Below are 18,891 nucleotides of genomic sequence, written 5' to 3'. Positions count from 1 at the left end.
TTTGCCGACAATATGCCTGAATCCGCACCCTGTGTCGCGGAAAGAGTATCGTGACTGGCGCGAGCGGCCGGTCAGAAGAGAAGCTGAGATGGTGGGCCCGCGCGATCTGAAGACTCCCGTCCAGGGGCGCCTGATGTCAGAGGCGACCCGGCGGAGTGCGCTTGGCCTGCTGCTCGGCACGCCGCTATTGTCCGCCTGCGCCGGTGTGCAGCAAAGCCTCAGCCAGTTCTCCAATCCCTTCTCGAGCTCCTCGCCGCCGCCGGCCCAGCCGGCCGGTCCGCCGCAGCAGGGGACGACCGCCGGCACCGGCGGCGTGAAGGTCGCCGTCATCCTGCCGCTCTCGGCCGCCGGCAATGCCGGGCTCGCGGCGCAATCCATGCGCAATGCCGCCGAGATGGCGCTGGCCGAGTTCCAGAACCCGAACATCCAGCTCCTGATCAAGGACGACAATGGCAGCCCGCAGGGCGCCCAAGCCGGCGCGCAGCAGGCGGTGGATGAAGGCGCCGAGATCATTCTGGGACCGCTGTTCGCGCAGTCGGTGCCGGCGGTGGCCCAGGTCGCGCGCACGCGCGGCATTTCGGTGATCGCCTTCTCGACCGATTCCAGCATCGCCGGCCGCGGCGTCTATCTGCTGAGCTTCCTGCCGGAATCCGACGTCAATCGCATCATCGAATATTCCGCCAGCATCGGAAAACGCTCCGTCGCCGTGCTGGTGCCTGATAACGCCTATGGCAACGTGGTCGAAGCCGCGGTGAAGGCAGCCGTGCCCAGGCGCGGCGGGCGCATCGTCGCATTCGAGAAATACGGCGCCGATCGTGCCACGCCGGCGCGATCGGTGGCGCAGCAGCTCGGCAGTGCGGATGCGCTGTTCATTGCCGATGACGGCGATGCCGTGGTTGCGGTCGCCGATGCGATGACCGCGGCCGGCGCGAATTTGCGCAACATCCAGTTGCTCGGCACCGGCCTGTGGGACAGTCCGCGTGTCTATGCCAGCCCAAACTTGCAAGGCGGACTCTACGCCGCGCCCGATCCGGCCGGCTTTCGCGCCTTCTCCGGCCGCTATCGCACCAAATACGGCGCCGAGCCGATCCGCACCGCGACGCTCGCCTATGACGCGGTCGCCCTCGTCGCCGCGCTCGCGCGCACGCAAGGCACCACGCGCTTCTCGTCCGACGTGCTCACCAATCCCTCGGGCTTCGCCGGCATCGACGGCCTGTTCCGCTTCCGTGCCGACGGCACCAACGAGCGCGGACTTGCGGTGATGAAGGTGACGACAGGGGGCGGTGTTGCGGTCGCGGGCTCGCCGAAGAGCTTTGGGGCGTAGCTCGCCGCCCTTCGTAGCCCGGATGGAGCGCAGCGCAATCCGGGATCGTGCAGCCGGAAAGACTGTTCCCGGATTACGCTGCGCTCCATCCGGGCTACGGCATCACGCTACGCCGCGAGATCCGCGACCACGGCATCGAGCACCGGAAATCCGCTGCTGGTCACGCGCAAGCGGCCCGTCGCATCGACCGTGATTGCGCCTTCCTCGCGCAGCAGCGAGATGCGCTTGGGGTCGAGCGGTCGGCCCGAGAGGGCCTTGTAGCGCTCGGGGTCGATACCCTCGGCCAAACGCAATCCCATCAGCAAAAATTCGTCGGCGCGTTCCTCGCTGTTGAGGAGATCGTCGGTGACGACGCCGTCGCCATTGGTCTCGACCCGCATCAGCCAGGCTTCCGGGCGCTTCTCGGTGGCGGTGGCGTGCCTGATACCGTCGATGTCGAGGCGGCCATGGGCGCCGGGACCGATGCCGGCATATTCCTCGCCGCGCCAATACACCAGATTGTGCCGACACTCGGCGCCGCGCCGTGCGTGGTTGGAGATCTCGTAGGCGGGCAGCCCCAGCCTGTCGCAGGTCTCCTGCGTCACGTCGTAGAGCGCGCGTGCAACCGCCTCGTCCGGCGTCTTCAACTTGCCGGCCTGGTGCAGGCCGAAGAACGGCGTGCCCTCTTCGATGGTGAGCTGATAGAGCGACAGATGCTCGGCCGCTTCATCGATGGCGAGACGCAGCTCCTCCGCCCACATCGCCGGCGTCTGGTCGGGGCGGGCGTAGATCAGGTCGAACGAGTAGCGATCGAACGAGCGGCGCGCGATGGCGACGGCATCGAGCGCTTCGCGCGCGCTATGCATGCGGCCGAGCGCTTTCAGCGAGGCGTCGTCAAGCGCCTGCACGCCGAGCGAGACGCGATTGACGCCGGCCGAGCGATAGCCGGCAAAGCGCGTGGCTTCCACACTGGTCGGGTTTGCTTCCAGCGTGACTTCGACATCGTTGGCGACGCTCCAGTGCTTGCCGATGGCCTCCAGCACGGCGCCGACGGTGGCCGGCTGCATCAGCGACGGCGTGCCGCCGCCGAGGAAGATCGAGGTGACCTCGCGGCCGGGTGCGCGCGCGGCGGTCGTCGCGATCTCGCGCGCAAAGGCCGAAGCAAAGCGCGCCTCGTCGATCGCTGCGTGGCGGACATGGCTGTTGAAGTCGCAATAGGGGCACTTCGACAGGCAGAACGGCCAGTGCACGTAGACGCCGAACGCATCCTTGTCAGCGCGGCTCAAGGCAGATCTCCGCCAGTTTCACGAAGGCGCGGGCGCGGTGCGACAGGCCGAGGCCGAGCGGCGGCAGGCCGTGCTTCTCGATGCTCTCCATCTCGCCGAAAGTGCGCGTATGACCGTCGGGCAGGAACATCGGATCGTAACCGAAGCCGGCAGTGCCGCGCGGCGGCCACACCAGCGTGCCGTCGACGCGCGCCTCGACCTCTTCGAGATGATGATCGGGCCAGGCGACGCAGAGCGCGGAGACGAAATGGGCCTTGCGCTTGTCGGGCTTGATGGCACCGCGCTCCTGCAACAGGCGCTCGATCTGCGCCATCGCGGCGGCGAAGTCTTTGTTTGGACCGGCCCAGCGCGCGCTGTAGATGCCCGGTGCGCCATCGAGCGCGTCGACCACGATGCCGGAATCGTCGGCGAAAGCAGGCAACCCGGTCGCCTGCGCCGCGGCGGCCGCCTTGATCGCGGCATTGCTGCGGAAGTCGTTGCCGGTCTCGTCAGGCTCGGGAAGGCCGAGCTCACCGGCCGACACCACCTCGATGCCGTGAGGCGCGAGCAGCTCCTTCATCTCGGCGAGCTTGCCGGGATTGTGGGTGGCGATGACGAGCTTTCCGGTGATTCGGCGGTGCATGGGCCTATTGACTACGCGACAGCCAGTTTCTGCAAGTCCACCAGCCGCGCGATGCCCTTTTGAGCGAGAGCGATCAGCTTCAGGAACTCGTCCTGCGTGAACGGCTCGCGTTCCGCGGTGCCCTGCACCTCGATGATGCGGCCATCGCCGGTCATGACGAAATTGGCGTCGGTCTCGGCCTCCGAATCCTCGGCATAGTCGAGATCGAGCACCGGCGTGCCGTTGTAGATGCCGCAGGAGATCGCGGCGACGTTGTCGCGCATCACGTTGGCCTTGACCATGTTTCGCGCCTTCATCCAGTTGATGCAATCGGCGAGCGCGACCCAGGCGCCGGTGATCGAGGCGGTGCGGGTGCCGCCGTCGGCCTGCAGCACGTCGCAATCGACCGTGATCTGGCGCTCACCGAGCGCTTCGAGATCGACGATGGTGCGAAGCGAGCGGCCGATCAGGCGCTGGATTTCGACGGTGCGGCCGCTCTGCTTGCCTGCGGAGGCTTCGCGGCGGGTGCGTTCGGAGGTGGCGCGCGGCAGCATGCCGTATTCGGCGGTGACCCAGCCGCGCCCCTGGCCCTTCAGCCATGGCGGCAGGCGGTCTTCCAGGGTGGCGGTGACGAGCACATGGGTGTCGCCGAATTTCACCAGGCAGGAGCCTTCCGCATATTTGACCACGCCGCGCTCCAGCGTCACGGGGCGCAATTCGTCGGGCGCACGGCGGCTTGGCCGCATGGGAAATCCTCCAGAACTCATGGTCTAGAACTTATGGGGTAGGGCTGTTCGCGGTGCTTGTAGGTGGGGTCAGGGTGGGCAGCAAGGCTTTTTCGCCCCCCGATATCCACCCCGCAAACGCCACGCTTGTCAGAACCGTCCTGGATGGACAAATTATGAGCATCTGAGAGGAGTTACCGTCTGTGGCCCATCACGATCCGATCCATCTGATCGCGCCGCGCGCAGGCCTCGCCCAGCTCAACGAGCGTTCCCGCGACATCTTTCGTCAAATTGTCGAAAGCTATCTCGCGACTGGCGAACCGGTCGGCTCGCGCAACATTTCCCGCCTGATCGCGATGCCGCTGTCGCCGGCCTCGGTGCGCAACGTCATGGCCGATCTGGAACAGCTCGGCCTGATCTATGCGCCGCACACCTCGGCCGGCCGCTTGCCGACGGAACTCGGCCTGCGCTTCTTTGTCGACGCCTTGATGCAGGTCGGCGATCTCAACGAGGCCGAGCGACAGTCGATCCAGAGCCAGCTGACCTCGGTCGGCCAGGCCCAATCGGTCGAGGCGGCGCTGGACCAGGCGCTGACGCGGCTGTCCGGCCTCACCCGCACCGCAGCGGTCGTTCTGACGCCGAAGTCCAATACGCGGCTGAAGCACATCGAATTCGTCCGATTGGAACCCGAGCAGGCGCTGGTGATCCTGGTCGGCGAGGACGGCCAGGTCGAAAACCGCGTGCTGACGCTGCCGCCGGGGGTTCCCTCCTCGGCCATCACTGAAGCCGGCAATTTCCTCAACGCGCGGATCCGCGGCCGCACGCTCGCCGAGGCGCGGCTCGAGCTGGAAACCGCGCTCGCGGAAGCTCGCGCCGAGCTCGATCAGCTGACCCAGAAGGTGATCTCGGCCGGGATCGCGAGCTGGTCGGGCGGCGAGAACGAGGACCGTCAGCTCATCGTCCGCGGCCATGCCAATCTATTGGAAGATCTGCATGCGCTGGAGGATCTCGAGCGTGTCAGGCTGCTGTTCGACGATCTCGAGACCAAGCGCGGCGTGATCGACCTGCTCGGGCGCGCCGAAACCGCTGAAGGTGTCAGGATCTTCATCGGCAGCGAGAACAAGCTGTTTTCGTTATCGGGCTCTTCCACCATCATCTCGCCCTACCGGGATGCCGCCGGCCGCATCGTCGGCGTTTTGGGCGTGATCGGGCCGACGCGGCTGAATTATGCCCGCGTGATCCCGACCGTGGATTACGCCGCCCGTATCGTCAGTCGCCTGGTGGGAGGCTGACCGGCATTTGAGCCGATCACGGGCGCTTGATTTTCAGCGCCCGAAGCACGATATCCGGGCCAGAAAACCTCCCTTTGAGCGAGTTCGAGAAGCAGCCGATGACCGATCCAACCCGGCAACCCGAAGACACGACTGCCGCGACCGGCGAGCCCGTGGTGTCAAAGCCCTACATCATGCCCGACGATCCCGAGCCGGGTTCGGTGGAGACGTTGCAGAAGGAAGCCGCCGAGGCCCGTGACCGCATGCTGCGGACGCTGGCCGAGATGGAAAACCTGCGCAAGCGCACCACCAAGGAGGTCGCCGATGCCCGACTCTACGGCATCACCGGCTTTGCCCGCGATGTGCTCGAGATCGCCGACAATCTCCAGCGCGCGCTCGACGCCGTTCCGGCCGAGGCGCGCGCCGCCGCCGATCCCGGTCTGACCGCGCTGATCGAGGGCGTCGAGCTCACCGAGCGTTCGCTGCTCAACGCACTGGAAAGGCATGGTGTGAAGAAGCTCGATCCCCAGGGTCAGAAGTTCGACCCCAACTTCCATCAGGCGATGTACGAAGTGCCCGATGCGTCGGTGCCCACGGGCACCGTCGTGCAGGTCATGCAGGCCGGCTACACCATCGGCGAGCGCGTGCTGCGGCCGGCGCTGGTCGGCGTCGCCAAGGGCGGCGCAAAGGCCGCGCCTGCTGCGAACAGCAACGAGGCGAACTGAGCGATGAAGTCATTCCGGGTTCGGCTCTGCGAGCCGCCCCGGAATGACGATCGTCCCGTCTTACGCGCTCAACGCAATATCGCTCGACTGAATCCGCTTCACGCCGGCCTTGGCCATGTCGGCCCAGGCCTTGGCCAGCGAGCCCTGCGTGTCGATGCCGCGGCAGGCGTCCTCCACGACATAGACCTCAAAACCCGCCTTGCGCGCATCGAGCGCGGTCCAGGCGACACAGAAATCCGTGGCGAGACCCGCGACGAAGACGCGCTTGATCTTGCGCGACTTCAGATAGGCGGCAAGGCCGGTCGTTGTCTTGCCGTCGGCTTCGAGGAACGCCGAATAGCTGTCGACGTCCTTGTGAAAGCCCTTGCGGATGATGAGCTCGGCCTGCGGGATCGAGAGATCCTTCGACAGCGATGCGCCCTCGGTGCCCTGCACGCAATGGTCGGGCCACAGCACCTGCTTGCCATAGGGCAGGTCGATGGTCTCGAACGGCTTCTTGCCGGAATGCACCGACGCGAACGAGATGTGGCCGGGCGTGTGCCAGTCCTGCGTCATCACCACGTTCGAAAATGCCTTCGCCATTTTATTGATGACGGGCACGACCTGCTCGCCTTCCTTCACCGCAAGGCTACCGCCCGGCAGGAAGCAGTTTTGCACGTCGATCACGAGCAGCGCGGAGCTGTCGTCCGGCTTGATCGCAGCTGCTGCAAACAGTGCCGATGGAGCAAGGGCCACAAGCGCCGTCGTTCCCATCGCGGCCAAGATCTGTCGTCGATTAAGCATCGTCCGCCTCCCCTCCAGGATGATCCAAAACCTGATCCAATGCAGGCAAGCCTAGTTCCGTTCGTGTACGAACGAAAGCCCGAAAATGCGGCCGGGTTTGGTGAGTGGTTGGGCTGTCAGCCCCCCGTTTTCTACCCCTTCGGCTGGATGCCGTCGCGCACGGCGCGGAAGCGGGTGAAGGCGTCGGACCATTGGTCGCGCGGGGCGCTGGCGATGATGCGCAGCGAGGTGCCGCCGCCGAAGCGGATCCACTGCACCACCGTCACCGGGATCTTGTCCCTGCCGCTGACGCCGTCGATCCGGGTCTCGAAGCCCGGCTGGCCGTTGATGCGGATCGGCTCCGACATCGTGACCTTGGTTTCGCGCAAGCCGGCGATTTGAAGCGCCGCCTCCTGGGCGAAGCGGGCGCGGTCGTCGGCGGCCTGCGGGGTGGCGCCGATCAGGCCGAGGATCATGAACGGCTTGGATTCATAGCCCGAGCTCTCATTGCCATCGGCCAGGATGATGCTCGAGCCCGGCACCAGCGTGCGGATATCCTTGAAGCCGGCGAGATCGGTGATCTTGAACGGCAACAGCCCGATCTGCTCGTCAGCCGACACCTCCTTGCGGATGGCGGCAGTCGCGAACATCTGCCGCACCGCCTCGTCGGTGTAGATCTTCGAAGCGTTCTCGGGGATTTGCACCGCGACATAGCCGGAGAAGCCGGTGCCCGGCACGATCATCGAATAGCGCTTCACCAGCGTGTCGCCAGCCTTGGCACTTTCGCTGGTAAAATACGCAAGGCCCGCCGATGTCTCGATCTTGTCCGGCTTGACGCCATTGGCGCCGGCCGGATTGGCGTTGAAGGCGCTGACGACTTCGTTATAGGCCGCCGGCGGCAGCTCGGTGATCAGCACCTTGACGCTGCCATCCTCGCTCTCGAAGCCCGGAAAGGTCTTGGCCTTGCTGAGGCCGACCAGAGGCACCATGCCGAGACGCAAGCCGGGCGGATAGACGGCATCGGCGGCGAGCGCCGGAAATACCGTGGCGACGAGGAGGGCCAGCGCAGCGAAGGAGCGGGTCAGCTTCATGGGCACTCTGTTTGGTTCACATTGAGGCCGTACCATGGTCGGCCTTTGATGATCGGCCTTGGGGCCGCCTTGTCGCGCGAAGCAGCCCCATGGCGAAGCTGTCCGGCCGGCCGCCTTTTAGCGGGTTTGGCGCCCCGGTAACAGGGCCGGGCCGCTGATGGCGACGGGCGGCCGGTCGATCTCCGAACCCGTTAATATTTCCTCACCCGCAAAGGCTCGAGGGGCGGATACGATCTTCCAAAACCCAATGTTTTCACGGCCCAAAGTTGCGTTCGGTCCTTGCGGGCCCCTCCCCCCCTCCTATATGAGCCTCAACCATCGCAATATCGCGAATGTTTGATCTTAGGGGGTTTCGGTTCGGGTGCCTTCTGGGCCCAGCCAACCTGCCGCAAAAAGAAGGATATCAGGACCATGGGAAAGGTCATTGGGATCGACCTCGGCACCACGAATTCGTGCGTCGCCGTAATGGACGGCAAGAACGCCAAAGTCATCGAGAATTCCGAGGGCATGCGCACGACGCCTTCGATCGTCGCCGTGACCGACGACGGTGAGCGCCTCGTCGGCCAGCCTGCCAAGCGCCAGGCCGTGACCAATCCGGAGCGTACGTTCTTCGCAGTGAAGCGCCTGATCGGCCGCCGCTACGACGACCCGATGGTCGAGAAGGACAAGAAGCTCGTTCCGTACAAGATCGTGAAGGCTTCCAACGGCGACGCCTGGGTCGAGGCCGACGGCCAGACCTACTCCCCCTCGCAGGTCTCGGCGTTCATCTTGCAGAAGATGAAGGAGACCGCGGAAGCCCATCTCGGCCAGAAGGTCGACCAGGCTGTCATCACCGTTCCCGCCTACTTCAACGACGCCCAGCGCCAGGCCACCAAGGATGCCGGCAAGATCGCGGGCCTTGAAGTGCTGCGCATCATCAACGAGCCGACCGCGGCTGCGCTGGCCTATGGCCTCGACAAGACCAAGGCCGGCACCATCGCCGTGTACGACCTCGGCGGCGGCACGTTCGATATTTCCATTCTCGAAATCGGCGACGGCGTGTTCGAGGTGAAGTCGACCAACGGCGACACCTTCCTCGGCGGCGAAGACTTCGACATGCGCCTCGTGGGCTATCTCGCGGACGAGTTCCAGAAGGAGCAGGGCATCAACCTGCGCAACGACAAGCTTGCGTTGCAGCGCCTGAAGGAAGCCGCTGAAAAGGCCAAGATCGAGCTGTCGTCGACGACGCAGACCGAGATCAACCTGCCCTTCATCACCGCGGACCAGACCGGCCCGAAGCATCTGACGATGAAGCTCACCCGCGCCAAGTTCGAGGCGCTGGTCGACGACCTCGTGCAGAAGACCATCGAGCCCTGCCGCAAGGCGCTGAAGGATGCCGGCGTCACCGCCGGCGAGATCGGCGAAGTGGTTCTGGTCGGCGGCATGACCCGCATGCCGAAGGTCCAGGAAGTCGTGAAGCAGCTGTTCGGCAAGGAGCCGCACAAGGGCGTCAACCCGGACGAAGTCGTGGCGATCGGCGCTGCGATCCAGGCCGGCGTGCTCCAGGGCGACGTCAAGGACGTGCTGCTGCTCGACGTGACCCCGCTGTCGCTGGGCATCGAGACCTTGGGCGGCGTGTTCACCCGCATCATCGACCGCAACACCACGATCCCGACCAAGAAGAGCCAGGTGTTCTCGACGGCTGAAGACAATCAGAATGCCGTCACCATCCGCGTCTTCCAGGGTGAGCGTGAAATGGCGGCCGACAACAAGATGCTTGGCCAGTTCGACCTGATGGGCATTCCGCCGGCTCCGCGCGGCATGCCGCAGATCGAGGTGACCTTCGACATCGACGCCAACGGCATCGTCAACGTCTCGGCCAAGGACAAGGCCACCGGCAAGGAGCAGCAGATCCGCATCCAGGCCTCTGGTGGTCTGTCGGAAGCCGACATCGACAAGATGGTCAAGGACGCCGAGGCCAACGCTGCGGCCGACAAGCAGCGCCGCGAGGCGGTCGATGCCAAGAACCATGCCGACGCGCTGGTGCACTCCACCGAGAAGGCGCTGGCCGAGCACGGTTCGAAGGTCTCGGAGACCGAGCGCCGCGCCATCGAGGACGCCGTCAGCGACCTCAAGGAAGCGCTGAAGGGCAGCGATGCCGAGGCGATCAAGGCCAAGACCAACACGCTGGCCCAGGCTTCGATGAAGCTCGGCGAGGCCATGTACAAGCAGCAGGCCGAGGCCGACGCGGCCAAGGACGCTGCGAAGGACGACGTCGTCGACGCGGAATTCACCGAAGTCGACGACGACAAGAACAACAAGAAGTCCGCATAAGCCCCGCGAGGGTCATGATGCGGACGGCTTGGACCCCACACGCTGAAGCGGCCTCCCCCCTCAGGGGGGAGGCTTTCGTGTCGGGGCGGGCGGGTAGGCCCGTTACGATCAATCAATTCCCAGCCGTTATGCTCAACGCTGCCATGCAGCCCTCTGCAGTGATGCAGAAGGCTGCCTATATCGTCGCGTGGCGACGTTGTTTCGCACCGACTTGAATCGCGATCGGATAGACCTGAGTCAGACATGTCCACGTCCACCAAGCGCTGCTACTACGAAACCCTCGAAGTCGATCGCACGGCCGACGAGAGCAAGCTGAAATCGTCGTTCCGCAAGCTGGCGATGAAATTCCATCCCGACCGCAATCCCGGGGATGAGACCAGCGAAGTCAAGTTCAAGGAAATCAACGAGGCCTACGAAGTCCTGAAGGACAAGGACAAGCGGGCCGCCTATGACCGCTTCGGCCATGCCGCGTTCGAGCAGGGTGGCCCTGGTGGCGGCGGTGCCGGATTCGGCGCGGGCTTTGCCTCCTCCTTCTCCGACATTTTCGAAGATCTGTTCGGCATGGCCGGGCAGCGCGGCCGCGGCGGCCGCGAGCGTGGCGCGGATCTGCGCTACAACATGGAAATCACCCTCGAGGAAGCCTTCGGCGGCAAGACCGCGCAGATCGAGATTCCGGTCTCGGTCACCTGCGAGGCCTGCTCGGGTATCGGCGCCAAGGCCGGCACCAAGCCGAAGACCTGCTCGACCTGTGGCGGGCAGGGGCGCGTGCGGCAGTCGCAGGGCTTCTTTACCCTCGAGCGCACCTGCCCCGGCTGTCAGGGCCGCGGCCAGATGATCGAGGACGCCTGTCCGTCCTGCTCGGGCCAGGGGCGCGTCACCCGCGAGCGAACGCTGTCGGTCAACATTCCCCAGGGCGTCGAGGACGGCACCAGGATCAGGCTCGCCGGCGAAGGCGAGGCCGGGGTGCGCGGCGGTCCGCCCGGCGACCTCTACATCTTCCTGTCGCTGGCCCAGCACCAGTTCTTCCAGCGCGACGGCGCCGACCTGCATTGCCGCGTGCCGATCTCGATGGTCACGGCCGCGCTCGGCGGCGAATTCGAGGTGCCCACCATCGAGAAGGGCAAGGCCAAGGTGAAGGTGCCCGCCGGAACCCAGTCCGGCCGTCGATTCCGCATCGCATCAAAAGGCATGCCGGTGCTGCGCTCGCGCCAGATGGGCGACATGTACGTCCAGGTCATGGTCGAGACCCCGCAGAACCTCACCAAGAAGCAGCAGGAATTGCTGGCCGAGTTCGAAAAGCTCTCCTCCGGCAACACCCAGCCGGAATCCGAGGGCTTCTTCGCCAAGGTCAAGGATTTCTTCGGTAATCGGGCGAACTGAGCCGGCTTGACCGTATCGACTTCGGCCTATACGTCTTTATGACCATTTTCTGACAGCCGCGGTCACGCGGTCTCGTCCCGTCCGGTCCAGACATGCCATTGCCGTCGTCCGCGCGTGCGTTGAAGAAGCCCCGTCTCGATGACGAGGTGCGCTTCCTCAGATCGTGGATTGAAAAGCCCCTCCACATGGGCGCGGTGATGCCGTCGGGCAAGCTGCTCGCGCGGACCATGGCGCATTATGTCGACGTCGATTCGGATGCTCCGGTGGTCGAGCTCGGGCCCGGCACGGGCGCTATCACCTCGGCCCTGGTCGAGCGCGGCGTCGATCAGAAGCGTCTCGTTCTCGTCGAATACAATCCCGGCTTCTGCGCGCTGTTGCGTGACCGTTATCCGCAGGCCAAGGTGGTGCAGGGCGATGCCTATCGCCTGCGTGACACGCTCTGGAACGTGTTGAGCGCGCCCGCCAGCGCCGTCGTCTCCGGCCTGCCGCTGGTGACGAAGCCGATGCTGACGCGCCTTCGGCTGATTCGCGATGCCTTCGCGGCGCTCGCGCCCGGCGCGCCCTTCGTCCAGTTCACCTATGCGGTGGTGCCGCCGATCCCGAAATCGCTGCCCGGCGTGTCCACAGAGGCCTCGGAACGGATCTGGATGAACCTTCCGCCGGCCCGCGTCTGGGTGTATCGCAAGGACTAATTCCGCCGGCGTCTTCCTTTGCGCGGCGGGCTTGTTTCGCCGAACGTATGGAAGAGGATGTCCGCTCCGAAGATCCTGGTCATTCCCGGCTCGCTGCGCACCGGCTCGCACAATGTGAAGCTGGCGGCGGTCCTCGCTCATGAAATCGCCCAGGCCGGCGTCGACGTCACCCGCATCTCGCTCGCCGATTTTCCGCTGCCGATCTACGACGGCGATCTCCAGGCCAAATCGGGCATCCCGAAGCATGCCATCAATCTCAAGCGCATGATCGGCGCGCATCACGGCGTGCTGTTGGTCTCGCCCGAATACAATGCTTCGGTGCCGCCGCTGCTCAAGAACGCGATCGACTGGGTCAGCCGCGTGCACGATCTGCACGAGGCGCGCGGCGACGTCTTCCGCAACCGCGCCTTCGCGCTCGCCGGTGCGTCGCAGAGCCGGCTTGGAGCTGCTCGCGCGCTGCAGGCGTTGCGCCTGATCCTGACCTCCTGCCACGCCAATGTGATCGCCAGCCAGTTCACGCTCGCCTTTGCCGACCAGGCCTATGACGATATGGACAGGCTCAAGGGTCAGGGCGATATCGACTCCATGCGGGAGATGGTGCGGCAGTTGATCGATATTTCCCAACGCTTGATGTGAGGTGACATGACGCCAGCCGAAATCGCCCCGAAAGACCGCCTGATCGTCGCGCTCGATCTGCCCAGCGTCGATGTCGCGGAGGCGTTGATTGCGAAGCTCGGCGACAGCGTCACATTTTACAAGATCGGCTATCGCCTCGCTTATGCCGGCGGCTTGCCGCTGGTTACCAAGCTTGCCGACGGCGGCAAGAAGGTTTTTCTCGATCTCAAGCTGCACGACATCGGCAACACGGTGTCGCAAGGCGTCGAGAGCATCACCAGGCTGGGGGCCACCTTCCTCACCGTGCACGCCTATCCGCAGACCATGAAGGGCGCCGTCGAGGGCCGCGGCTCGTCGAAGCTGAAGCTCCTCGCCGTGACGGTGCTGACCTCCTACAATGACGACGATCTGCATGCGGCAGGCTTCCGGCTCGGCGTCTCCGAACTGGTCGAGGCGCGTGCGCGGCAGGCGCAGGCCCTCGGCATCGACGGTCTCGTGTCCTCGCCCGAGGAGGCCGAAGGCTTGCGCAAGATCATCGGGCGCCAGATGAACCTCGTCACACCAGGCATCCGTCCGGCGGGTGCGGCTATCGGCGATCAGAAGCGCATCATGACGCCCGGCCGCGCGATTGCCGCGGGGGCGGATTATCTCGTCGTCGGGCGGCCGGTGGTGGAAGCCGCCGACCCCAGGGCGGCGGCTGACGCCATCCAGGCCGAGATCGCGCAAGCACTCGGCTAGCGCATGATCCGGAAAAGGTTGAAGCGGTTTTCCGAAAAGATCATGCGCAAACAAAGGGCTGAAGCGCGATGACGGTTCAACCCAATCTCATCGCGCTTTAGCGAACAACAAGGGAGAAGAACAATGGCAAAAGGCTACTGGATCGGACGCGTCGACGTGAACAATGAGGAGGGCTACAAACCCTATGCCGTCGCCAATGGTCCGATCTTCAAGAAGTGGGGCGGCCGCTTCGTGGTCCGCGGCGGCAAGTTCACCACCGTCGAAGGCGGCAGCCGCAACCGCAACGTCGTGATCGAATTCCCTGATTACCAGACCGCGATCGCCTGTTACAATTCGCCGGAATATCAGGCCAATATCAAGGTGCGCCAGCCGCACTCGATCGCCGACCTCATCATCATCGAGGGCTATGACGGCCCGCAGCCGCAGGACGGCTAGCGTACACACCGTCATTCCGGGGCGATGCGCAGCGTCGAACCCGGAATCTCGAGATTCCGGGTCTGGTCCTTCGGACCATCCCGGAATGACGTTGGTGCCCCCTCGGTTGCCGGAACTGCATCCCGCCGCTACAACGGCGCCTAAGAGGATCACACCATGCCAGACATGCGCTTGATTGTTGCCGGAGCCGGCGGCCGGATGGGCCGCGCCCTGACGCGGGCGATTGCCGACAGCAAAGGCGCGGTGCTGGCAGGCGCCCTGGAGGCGCCAGGCTCGGAGCTCTTGGGCAAGGATGCCGGCGTTCTCGCCGGCCTGCCGGAAAACGGCATCAAGCTGTCCGCCGATCTCTGGGCGATGTCGAAGGATGCCGACGGCATCCTGGATTTCACCGTGCCGGCCGCAACCATCGCCAATGTCGCGATCGCGGCCGAGCGCGGGCTGGTTCATGTCATCGGCACAACCGGGCTGTCAGGCTCCGACAATGCCGTGATCAAAAGCGTCACCAACCGCGCGGTCGTGGTGCAGTCGGGCAATATGAGCCTGGGCGTCAATCTGCTCGCCGCCGTGGTCAAGCGCGTCGCCAAGGCGCTCGACGAAAGCTTTGACATCGAGATCGTCGAATCCCATCACCGCATGAAGGTCGATGCGCCCTCAGGGACCGCGCTGATGCTCGGCCAGGCGGCCGCCAGCGGTCGCGGCATCCCGCTCGACCATGCGCATTCGGAGCGCGGCCGCGACGGCATCACCGGCGCGCGCAAGCCGGGCGCGATCGGCTTTGCTTCCTTGCGCGGGGGCACCGTCGCCGGCGATCACAGCGTGACCTTCCTCGGCCCGTTCGAACGCCTGACGTTGTCGCATCAGGCGGAGGACCGTATCCTGTTCGCCCATGGCGCGCTCAAGGCGGCGCTGTGGGCGCATGGCAAGAAGCCCGGACACTACTCGATGGCCGACGTGCTCGGCCTCGCTGACATCTGAACCAAGCAAGCAATGGAATTGGGCAATGAGCGAACGTCTTCTCGTGCTGGTGCGCCACGGCCAGAGCGAATGGAATTTGAAGAATCTGTTCACCGGCTGGAAGGATCCTGACCTCACCGAGCAGGGCGTCGCGGAAGCCAAGGAAGCCGGCCGCAAGCTGAAGGCCCAGGGCCTCGTGTTCGACGTCGCCTTCACCTCGGTGCTGACGCGCGCGCAGCACACGCTCGATCTCATTCTCACCGAGCTCGGCCAGACCGGCCTGCCCACCTCGAAGAATCTCGCGTTGAACGAGCGCGACTATGGCGACCTCTCCGGCCTCAACAAGGACGACGCCCGCAAGAAATGGGGCGAGGAGCAGGTGCATGTCTGGCGCCGCTCCTACGACGTGCCGCCGCCCGGCGGCGAAAGCCTGAAGGACACGCTGGCGCGCGCGCTGCCGTACTATGTGCAGGAGATCCTGCCCGGCGTGCTCAATGGCAAGCGCACGCTGGTCGCGGCCCACGGCAACTCGCTGCGCGCCTTGATCATGGTGCTGGAAAAACTGTCGCCCGAAGGCATTTTGAAGCGCGAGCTCGCCACCGGCGTGCCGATCATCTACCGGCTCAATGCGGATTCGACGGTGGCCTCGAAGCTGGATCTGGCGTCGTAGACCTTGCCGCAAATGCGGTGCTCTAGGGTGGGTTAGACGGTGACTGCGCGAAGCACAGTCGGCGGCGTAACCCACCACTTCTGCCATCCCGGAAATCGAAGAGGTCGGTTACGCCAAGGGACTGCGCTTCGCGCAGCCCGGGGCTAACACCCTACTGCATCTTGCCTACTGCATCCCGAGCTGCCCGGCTTCCCAGCCCAGCATCGCCTGCTTGCGAGTGATGCCCCAGTGATAGCCTGTCAGCGTGCCGCTCTTGCCGAGGGCGCGGTGGCAGGGCACGACGAAGGAGACCGGGTTCTTGCCGACGGCCGCACCGACGGCGCGCGAGGCCTTCGGGCTGTTGATGTTGCAGGCGATGTCGGAATAGGACACCGCGCGGCCCATCGGAATTTTCAGCAGCGTCTCCCACACCCGCACTTCGAAATCGGTGCCGATCAGGACCACGCGCAGCGGCTGATCCGGCCGCCACAGTTTGGTGTCGAAGATGCGTGCCGCCAGCGGTGCGGTGCCCTCGTGGTCTTCGACATAGGTTGCGTTCCGCCAGCGCCGCGTCATGTCGGCAAGGGCGGCTTTCTCGTCGCCGGGGTCGGCGAAGGCGAGGCCGGCGAGGCCGCGATCGGTCGCGATCACGATCGCTGTTCCAAAGGGAGACGGATGGAAGCCGAAGCGCAGGGTCAGCCCCGCGCCGCCGTTCTTCCATTCACCCGGCGACATCGCTTCGTGGGTGACGAAGAGATCGTGCAGACGGCCCGGGCCCGACAGCCCCGAGTCGAGCGCCGCATCGAGGATGCTGGCGGAATCCCGCAACAGACCCTTGGCGTGGTCGAGGGTGAGCGCCTGCATGAAGGCCTTCGGCGTGATCGAGGCCCAACGGCGGAACAGATGATGCAGCTCATCCGCCGTGACGCCGGCCGCATCCGCCACCGCCTCGATGGTCGGCTGCGCGCGCCAGTTTTCCGAGATGAACGCGATGGCCCGGCGCACCGAATCATAGTCGCGCAGCGCGGCGTTCTGGGGGCCCGGCTTGGCCAGGCGCTGGTCATGTATGGCGAGTGTCATCATGAGCGGAAATGTAGGCGCGGGGAGGCGCCGAAACCACCCGATTTCCGACTGGGTTCAGGTCACCGGGTTGTAGGTCGGGCCGCGCTTGGCGGCGTTCAGGGCCTCAATCAAGCCTTTGTAGAAACTTGCCTTTTCGTCTGGTCCCAAGAAACGGGCGAGCTGGATCTGGTGGCCGCGCGAGATCAGATAGAGATGCTCGATGCCAAAGTCCTCGTCGACCTCCATGTCGAGCCGGACCCAGAGCGGATTGAAGGTCCATTCGGCGACCTGGCCGTGATGGCTGATGCGCCGCACGCGTAGTTCTGTGGTCGTGACGGTGATCTCCTCGCGCGCCCGCCCGGTGCGGAAATTGACCTTGAAGGCCCACCAGACCACGAGCACGTCGAGGCCGAAAAAGCCGAGCACGGGCCAGGCGCCCTGCATCAGGAAGACAATTCCGGTGACGAAGCTGACGACGCTCAGGAACAGCATCACGGCCAGGAAGCCGGTGCGGTTCAGCGAGCGGTGCGGCGTCAGCAGCGCGGAGAAGATCTGCCGTTCGGCATGACCTTCAGCTTCTGCGCGCTCAATTTCGTTGCCTGTGCTCATCGTCCCTCAGTATATCCCGATCATGGCGAAAATCATCCGCAAGCCGGCCCCGCACAAAGCGGCTGCGCCGAAGAAAAAGGCAAAGGGGGCGAAGCCCAAACCTTCTGCAAAGCCTTCTCCCAAGCCTTCTCCGAAGCGATCGGCGCCGGCGAAGCCATCGCTCAAGGCGACAAAACCCTGGACGCCAGCGGAAGTTCGGGAGGTCTTCAGGCGTTTCCAACAAGCCAATCCCGAGCCGCGCGGCGAGCTCGAGCACGTCAACCCGTTCACGTTGCTGGTGGCCGTGGTGCTGTCGGCACAGGCAACCGACGCCGGCGTCAACAAGGCGACGCGCGCCTTGTTCGAAATCGCCGACACGCCGCAAAAGATGCTCGACCTCGGCGAAGAGCGTCTCCGCGAATACATCAAGACCATCGGCCTTTATCGCACCAAGGCCAAGAATGTGATCGCGCTGTCGGCAAAACTGCTCAGCGATTTCGGCGGCGAGGTGCCGCGCACGCGCGCCGAGATCGAGTCGCTGCCCGGCGCGGGACGCAAGACCGCCAATGTCGTGCTCAACATGGCCTTCGGCGAGCACACCATGGCGGTCGACACCCATGTCTTCCGCGTCGGCAACCGCACCGGTCTTGCGCCGGGCAAGACGCCGCTCGAAGTCGAGCTTGGTCTCGAAAAGGTGATCCCGGCCGAGTTCATGCTGCATGCCCATCACTGGCTGATCCTGCACGGCCGCTATACCTGCCTCGCGCGCAAGCCGCGCTGCGAGGTATGCCTGATCAACGATCTCTGCCGCTGGCCGGAGAAGACGGTGTGAGCAACAGGCCGGGAAGGGGTGGAGACCGTTACCGCATCTGCCGCGCCGGCTCGATCAGCTCGGGCCGGGGGCCCGACAGGCGCTTGTGCATGTGGACCATGAAGGCCATGCCGAAGATCGGTGTCGCCAGGTTCACGACCGGAATCGAGACGAAGGCCGCGATGAAGAGGCCGGCGGTGAAGATCGTCGCGGCATTGTCGCGCCGCATCGCTTTCGCATCCTCCGGCGAGCGGAAGCGCATCGCGGCGAGCTCGAAATATTCGCGCCCCAACAGCCAGGCGGCGGCGAGGAAGAAGATCAGGAAACCGGCGCCGGCCAGAAACACCAGCGGCAGTGCGGCAAGATACACCACGATGGTGAGCAGCGCGGTCTTGATGCCTTCAAGGATGGCCTGGTTGAACGATAGCGCCTCGCCGGGCCGCTCGGCTGGATAATATTCGCGCTCGACGATGTCGGCGACGTCGTCGACGAAGAAGCTCGCCACCAGCGAGGTGATCGCGGGCATCAGGAACACGCTGCCGAACACGACGCCGAATCCGGCCGCGATCGAGATGACCCAGGCCAGCACCTCCAGCGAGGCGTGCCAGCTCGGCCCGAGCAGCCCCTCCAGCCAGACCTCGCCATAGGTCGCGAACCAGCTCAGGAGTCGCTGCAACCCGATCGCCAGCACGACGATGAGCACCAGCGCCAGCCCGATCGACCGCCACAGGATCGATCGCATCGGCGGCGACATCATTTGCGACAGCGCCTTCACGGCGGCATCAAGCATGGGAACCTCTCACCAAACTACCCGCGAGAGGTAGACATGCCGGCGTGCTTCGGCAAGGGAGGGTCACGAGGCGCCGGAACTGCGAAGACAATCTTCGGCA

Annotated in this window: 20 protein-coding genes; 12 read left to right on the top strand and 8 right to left on the bottom strand. The window is 65.0% G+C overall.

Annotated elements, in window-relative coordinates; all coding sequences use genetic code 11:
- Window positions 1–88 precede the first annotated feature (88 nt).
- A complete protein-coding gene (locus tag ACNJX9_RS00800) occupies window positions 89–1,324 on the top strand; it encodes a penicillin-binding protein activator (RefSeq protein ID WP_439407536.1) in 1,236 nt (411 codons plus the stop codon).
- Between the two features lie 107 nt (window positions 1,325–1,431).
- On the opposite strand, the gene hemW is transcribed toward ACNJX9_RS00800, so the two are convergent.
- From hemW to rph, 3 genes are read right to left on the bottom strand one after another with little or no spacing between them, the layout of a single operon-like run.
- Window positions 1,432–2,589 (bottom strand): radical SAM family heme chaperone HemW, encoded by a 1,158-nt coding sequence (hemW, locus tag ACNJX9_RS00795; protein WP_439407535.1) that lies wholly within the window; start codon window positions 2,587–2,589, stop codon window positions 1,432–1,434.
- The gene (gene rdgB, locus ACNJX9_RS00790; protein ID WP_220003676.1) at window positions 2,576–3,211 is read right to left on the bottom strand and encodes an RdgB/HAM1 family non-canonical purine NTP pyrophosphatase; all 636 of its coding nucleotides are present in this window, start codon (window positions 3,209–3,211) and stop codon (window positions 2,576–2,578) included. Before rdgB ends, hemW begins: the two co-directional genes overlap by 14 nt.
- A gap of 11 nt (window positions 3,212–3,222) precedes the next feature.
- A complete protein-coding gene (gene rph, locus ACNJX9_RS00785; protein ID WP_220003677.1) occupies window positions 3,223–3,936 on the bottom strand; it encodes a ribonuclease PH in 714 nt (237 codons plus the stop codon).
- Between the two features lie 182 nt (window positions 3,937–4,118).
- On the opposite strand from rph, the gene hrcA reads away from it, so the two are divergent.
- Window positions 4,119–5,207, top strand: coding sequence for a heat-inducible transcriptional repressor HrcA (gene hrcA / locus ACNJX9_RS00780; protein WP_057752098.1), 1,089 nt, complete (start codon window positions 4,119–4,121; stop codon window positions 5,205–5,207).
- A 98-nt stretch (window positions 5,208–5,305) separates the two neighbouring features.
- Window positions 5,306–5,911 (top strand): nucleotide exchange factor GrpE, encoded by a 606-nt coding sequence (gene grpE / locus ACNJX9_RS00775; protein ID WP_439407534.1) that lies wholly within the window; start codon window positions 5,306–5,308, stop codon window positions 5,909–5,911.
- A gap of 60 nt (window positions 5,912–5,971) precedes the next feature.
- Here grpE and pncA read toward each other — a convergent pair whose 3' ends face one another.
- Together pncA and ACNJX9_RS00765 are read right to left on the bottom strand one after the other, a co-directional pair.
- On the bottom strand, window positions 5,972–6,694 hold the full coding sequence (gene pncA, locus ACNJX9_RS00770) for a bifunctional nicotinamidase/pyrazinamidase (RefSeq protein WP_271600243.1): 723 nt from the start codon (window positions 6,692–6,694) through the stop codon (window positions 5,972–5,974).
- 131 nt (window positions 6,695–6,825) lie between these two features.
- On the bottom strand, window positions 6,826–7,764 hold the full coding sequence (locus tag ACNJX9_RS00765; RefSeq protein WP_439407533.1) for a hypothetical protein: 939 nt from the start codon (window positions 7,762–7,764) through the stop codon (window positions 6,826–6,828).
- Between the two features lie 411 nt (window positions 7,765–8,175).
- On the opposite strand from ACNJX9_RS00765, the gene dnaK reads away from it, so the two are divergent.
- The 8 genes from dnaK to ACNJX9_RS00725 all read left to right on the top strand — a co-directional run bounded on the left by dnaK (window position 8,176) and on the right by ACNJX9_RS00725 (window position 15,561).
- Window positions 8,176–10,077, top strand: a complete 1,902-nt coding sequence (dnaK, locus tag ACNJX9_RS00760; protein ID WP_057752106.1) for a molecular chaperone DnaK — start codon at window positions 8,176–8,178, stop codon at window positions 10,075–10,077.
- 243 nt (window positions 10,078–10,320) lie between these two features.
- Window positions 10,321–11,457 carry a molecular chaperone DnaJ gene (gene dnaJ / locus ACNJX9_RS00755; protein WP_057752110.1) on the top strand — a complete coding sequence of 379 codons (1,137 nt, stop codon included), beginning with the start codon at window positions 10,321–10,323 and terminating at the stop codon, window positions 11,455–11,457.
- 92 nt (window positions 11,458–11,549) lie between these two features.
- Window positions 11,550–12,149, top strand: coding sequence for a class I SAM-dependent methyltransferase (locus ACNJX9_RS00750; protein ID WP_057752113.1), 600 nt, complete (start codon window positions 11,550–11,552; stop codon window positions 12,147–12,149).
- Between the two features lie 57 nt (window positions 12,150–12,206).
- Window positions 12,207–12,785: an NADPH-dependent FMN reductase gene (locus ACNJX9_RS00745; protein ID WP_439407532.1), complete on the top strand. Its 579-nt coding sequence runs from the start codon at window positions 12,207–12,209 to the stop codon at window positions 12,783–12,785.
- Window positions 12,786–12,791: 6 nt separating this feature from the next.
- Complete coding sequence (gene pyrF, locus ACNJX9_RS00740; RefSeq protein WP_439407531.1) at window positions 12,792–13,502, top strand: orotidine-5'-phosphate decarboxylase; 711 nt, start codon at window positions 12,792–12,794, stop codon at window positions 13,500–13,502.
- A gap of 123 nt (window positions 13,503–13,625) precedes the next feature.
- The gene (locus tag ACNJX9_RS00735; protein WP_057752123.1) at window positions 13,626–13,937 is read left to right on the top strand and encodes a DUF1330 domain-containing protein; all 312 of its coding nucleotides are present in this window, start codon (window positions 13,626–13,628) and stop codon (window positions 13,935–13,937) included.
- A gap of 156 nt (window positions 13,938–14,093) precedes the next feature.
- Window positions 14,094–14,912, top strand: coding sequence for a 4-hydroxy-tetrahydrodipicolinate reductase (gene dapB / locus ACNJX9_RS00730; protein WP_439407530.1), 819 nt, complete (start codon window positions 14,094–14,096; stop codon window positions 14,910–14,912).
- Window positions 14,913–14,937: 25 nt separating this feature from the next.
- Complete coding sequence (locus ACNJX9_RS00725; protein WP_439407529.1) at window positions 14,938–15,561, top strand: 2,3-bisphosphoglycerate-dependent phosphoglycerate mutase; 624 nt, start codon at window positions 14,938–14,940, stop codon at window positions 15,559–15,561.
- Between the two features lie 165 nt (window positions 15,562–15,726).
- On the opposite strand, the gene ACNJX9_RS00720 is transcribed toward ACNJX9_RS00725, so the two are convergent.
- Window positions 15,727–16,623: a methylated-DNA--[protein]-cysteine S-methyltransferase gene (locus ACNJX9_RS00720; protein ID WP_439407528.1), complete on the bottom strand. Its 897-nt coding sequence runs from the start codon at window positions 16,621–16,623 to the stop codon at window positions 15,727–15,729.
- Window positions 16,624–16,677: 54 nt separating this feature from the next.
- Window positions 16,678–17,211, bottom strand: coding sequence for a DUF2244 domain-containing protein (locus ACNJX9_RS00715; protein ID WP_057752135.1), 534 nt, complete (start codon window positions 17,209–17,211; stop codon window positions 16,678–16,680).
- Between the two features lie 22 nt (window positions 17,212–17,233).
- Here ACNJX9_RS00715 and nth point away from each other — a divergent pair, with 22 nt between their 5' ends.
- On the top strand, window positions 17,234–18,022 hold the full coding sequence (gene nth, locus ACNJX9_RS00710) for an endonuclease III (RefSeq protein WP_439407527.1): 789 nt from the start codon (window positions 17,234–17,236) through the stop codon (window positions 18,020–18,022).
- Window positions 18,023–18,050: 28 nt separating this feature from the next.
- Here nth and ACNJX9_RS00705 read toward each other — a convergent pair whose 3' ends face one another.
- The gene (locus ACNJX9_RS00705) at window positions 18,051–18,791 is read right to left on the bottom strand and encodes a sulfate transporter family protein (protein WP_439407526.1); all 741 of its coding nucleotides are present in this window, start codon (window positions 18,789–18,791) and stop codon (window positions 18,051–18,053) included.
- Between the last annotated feature and the right edge of the window lie 100 nt (window positions 18,792–18,891).

The organism is Bradyrhizobium sp. BLXBL-03, from assembly GCF_051853015.1.
Classification (GTDB): domain Bacteria; phylum Pseudomonadota; class Alphaproteobacteria; order Rhizobiales; family Xanthobacteraceae; genus Bradyrhizobium; species Bradyrhizobium manausense.
This window is presented reverse-complemented; position numbering and strand designations above follow the sequence as displayed.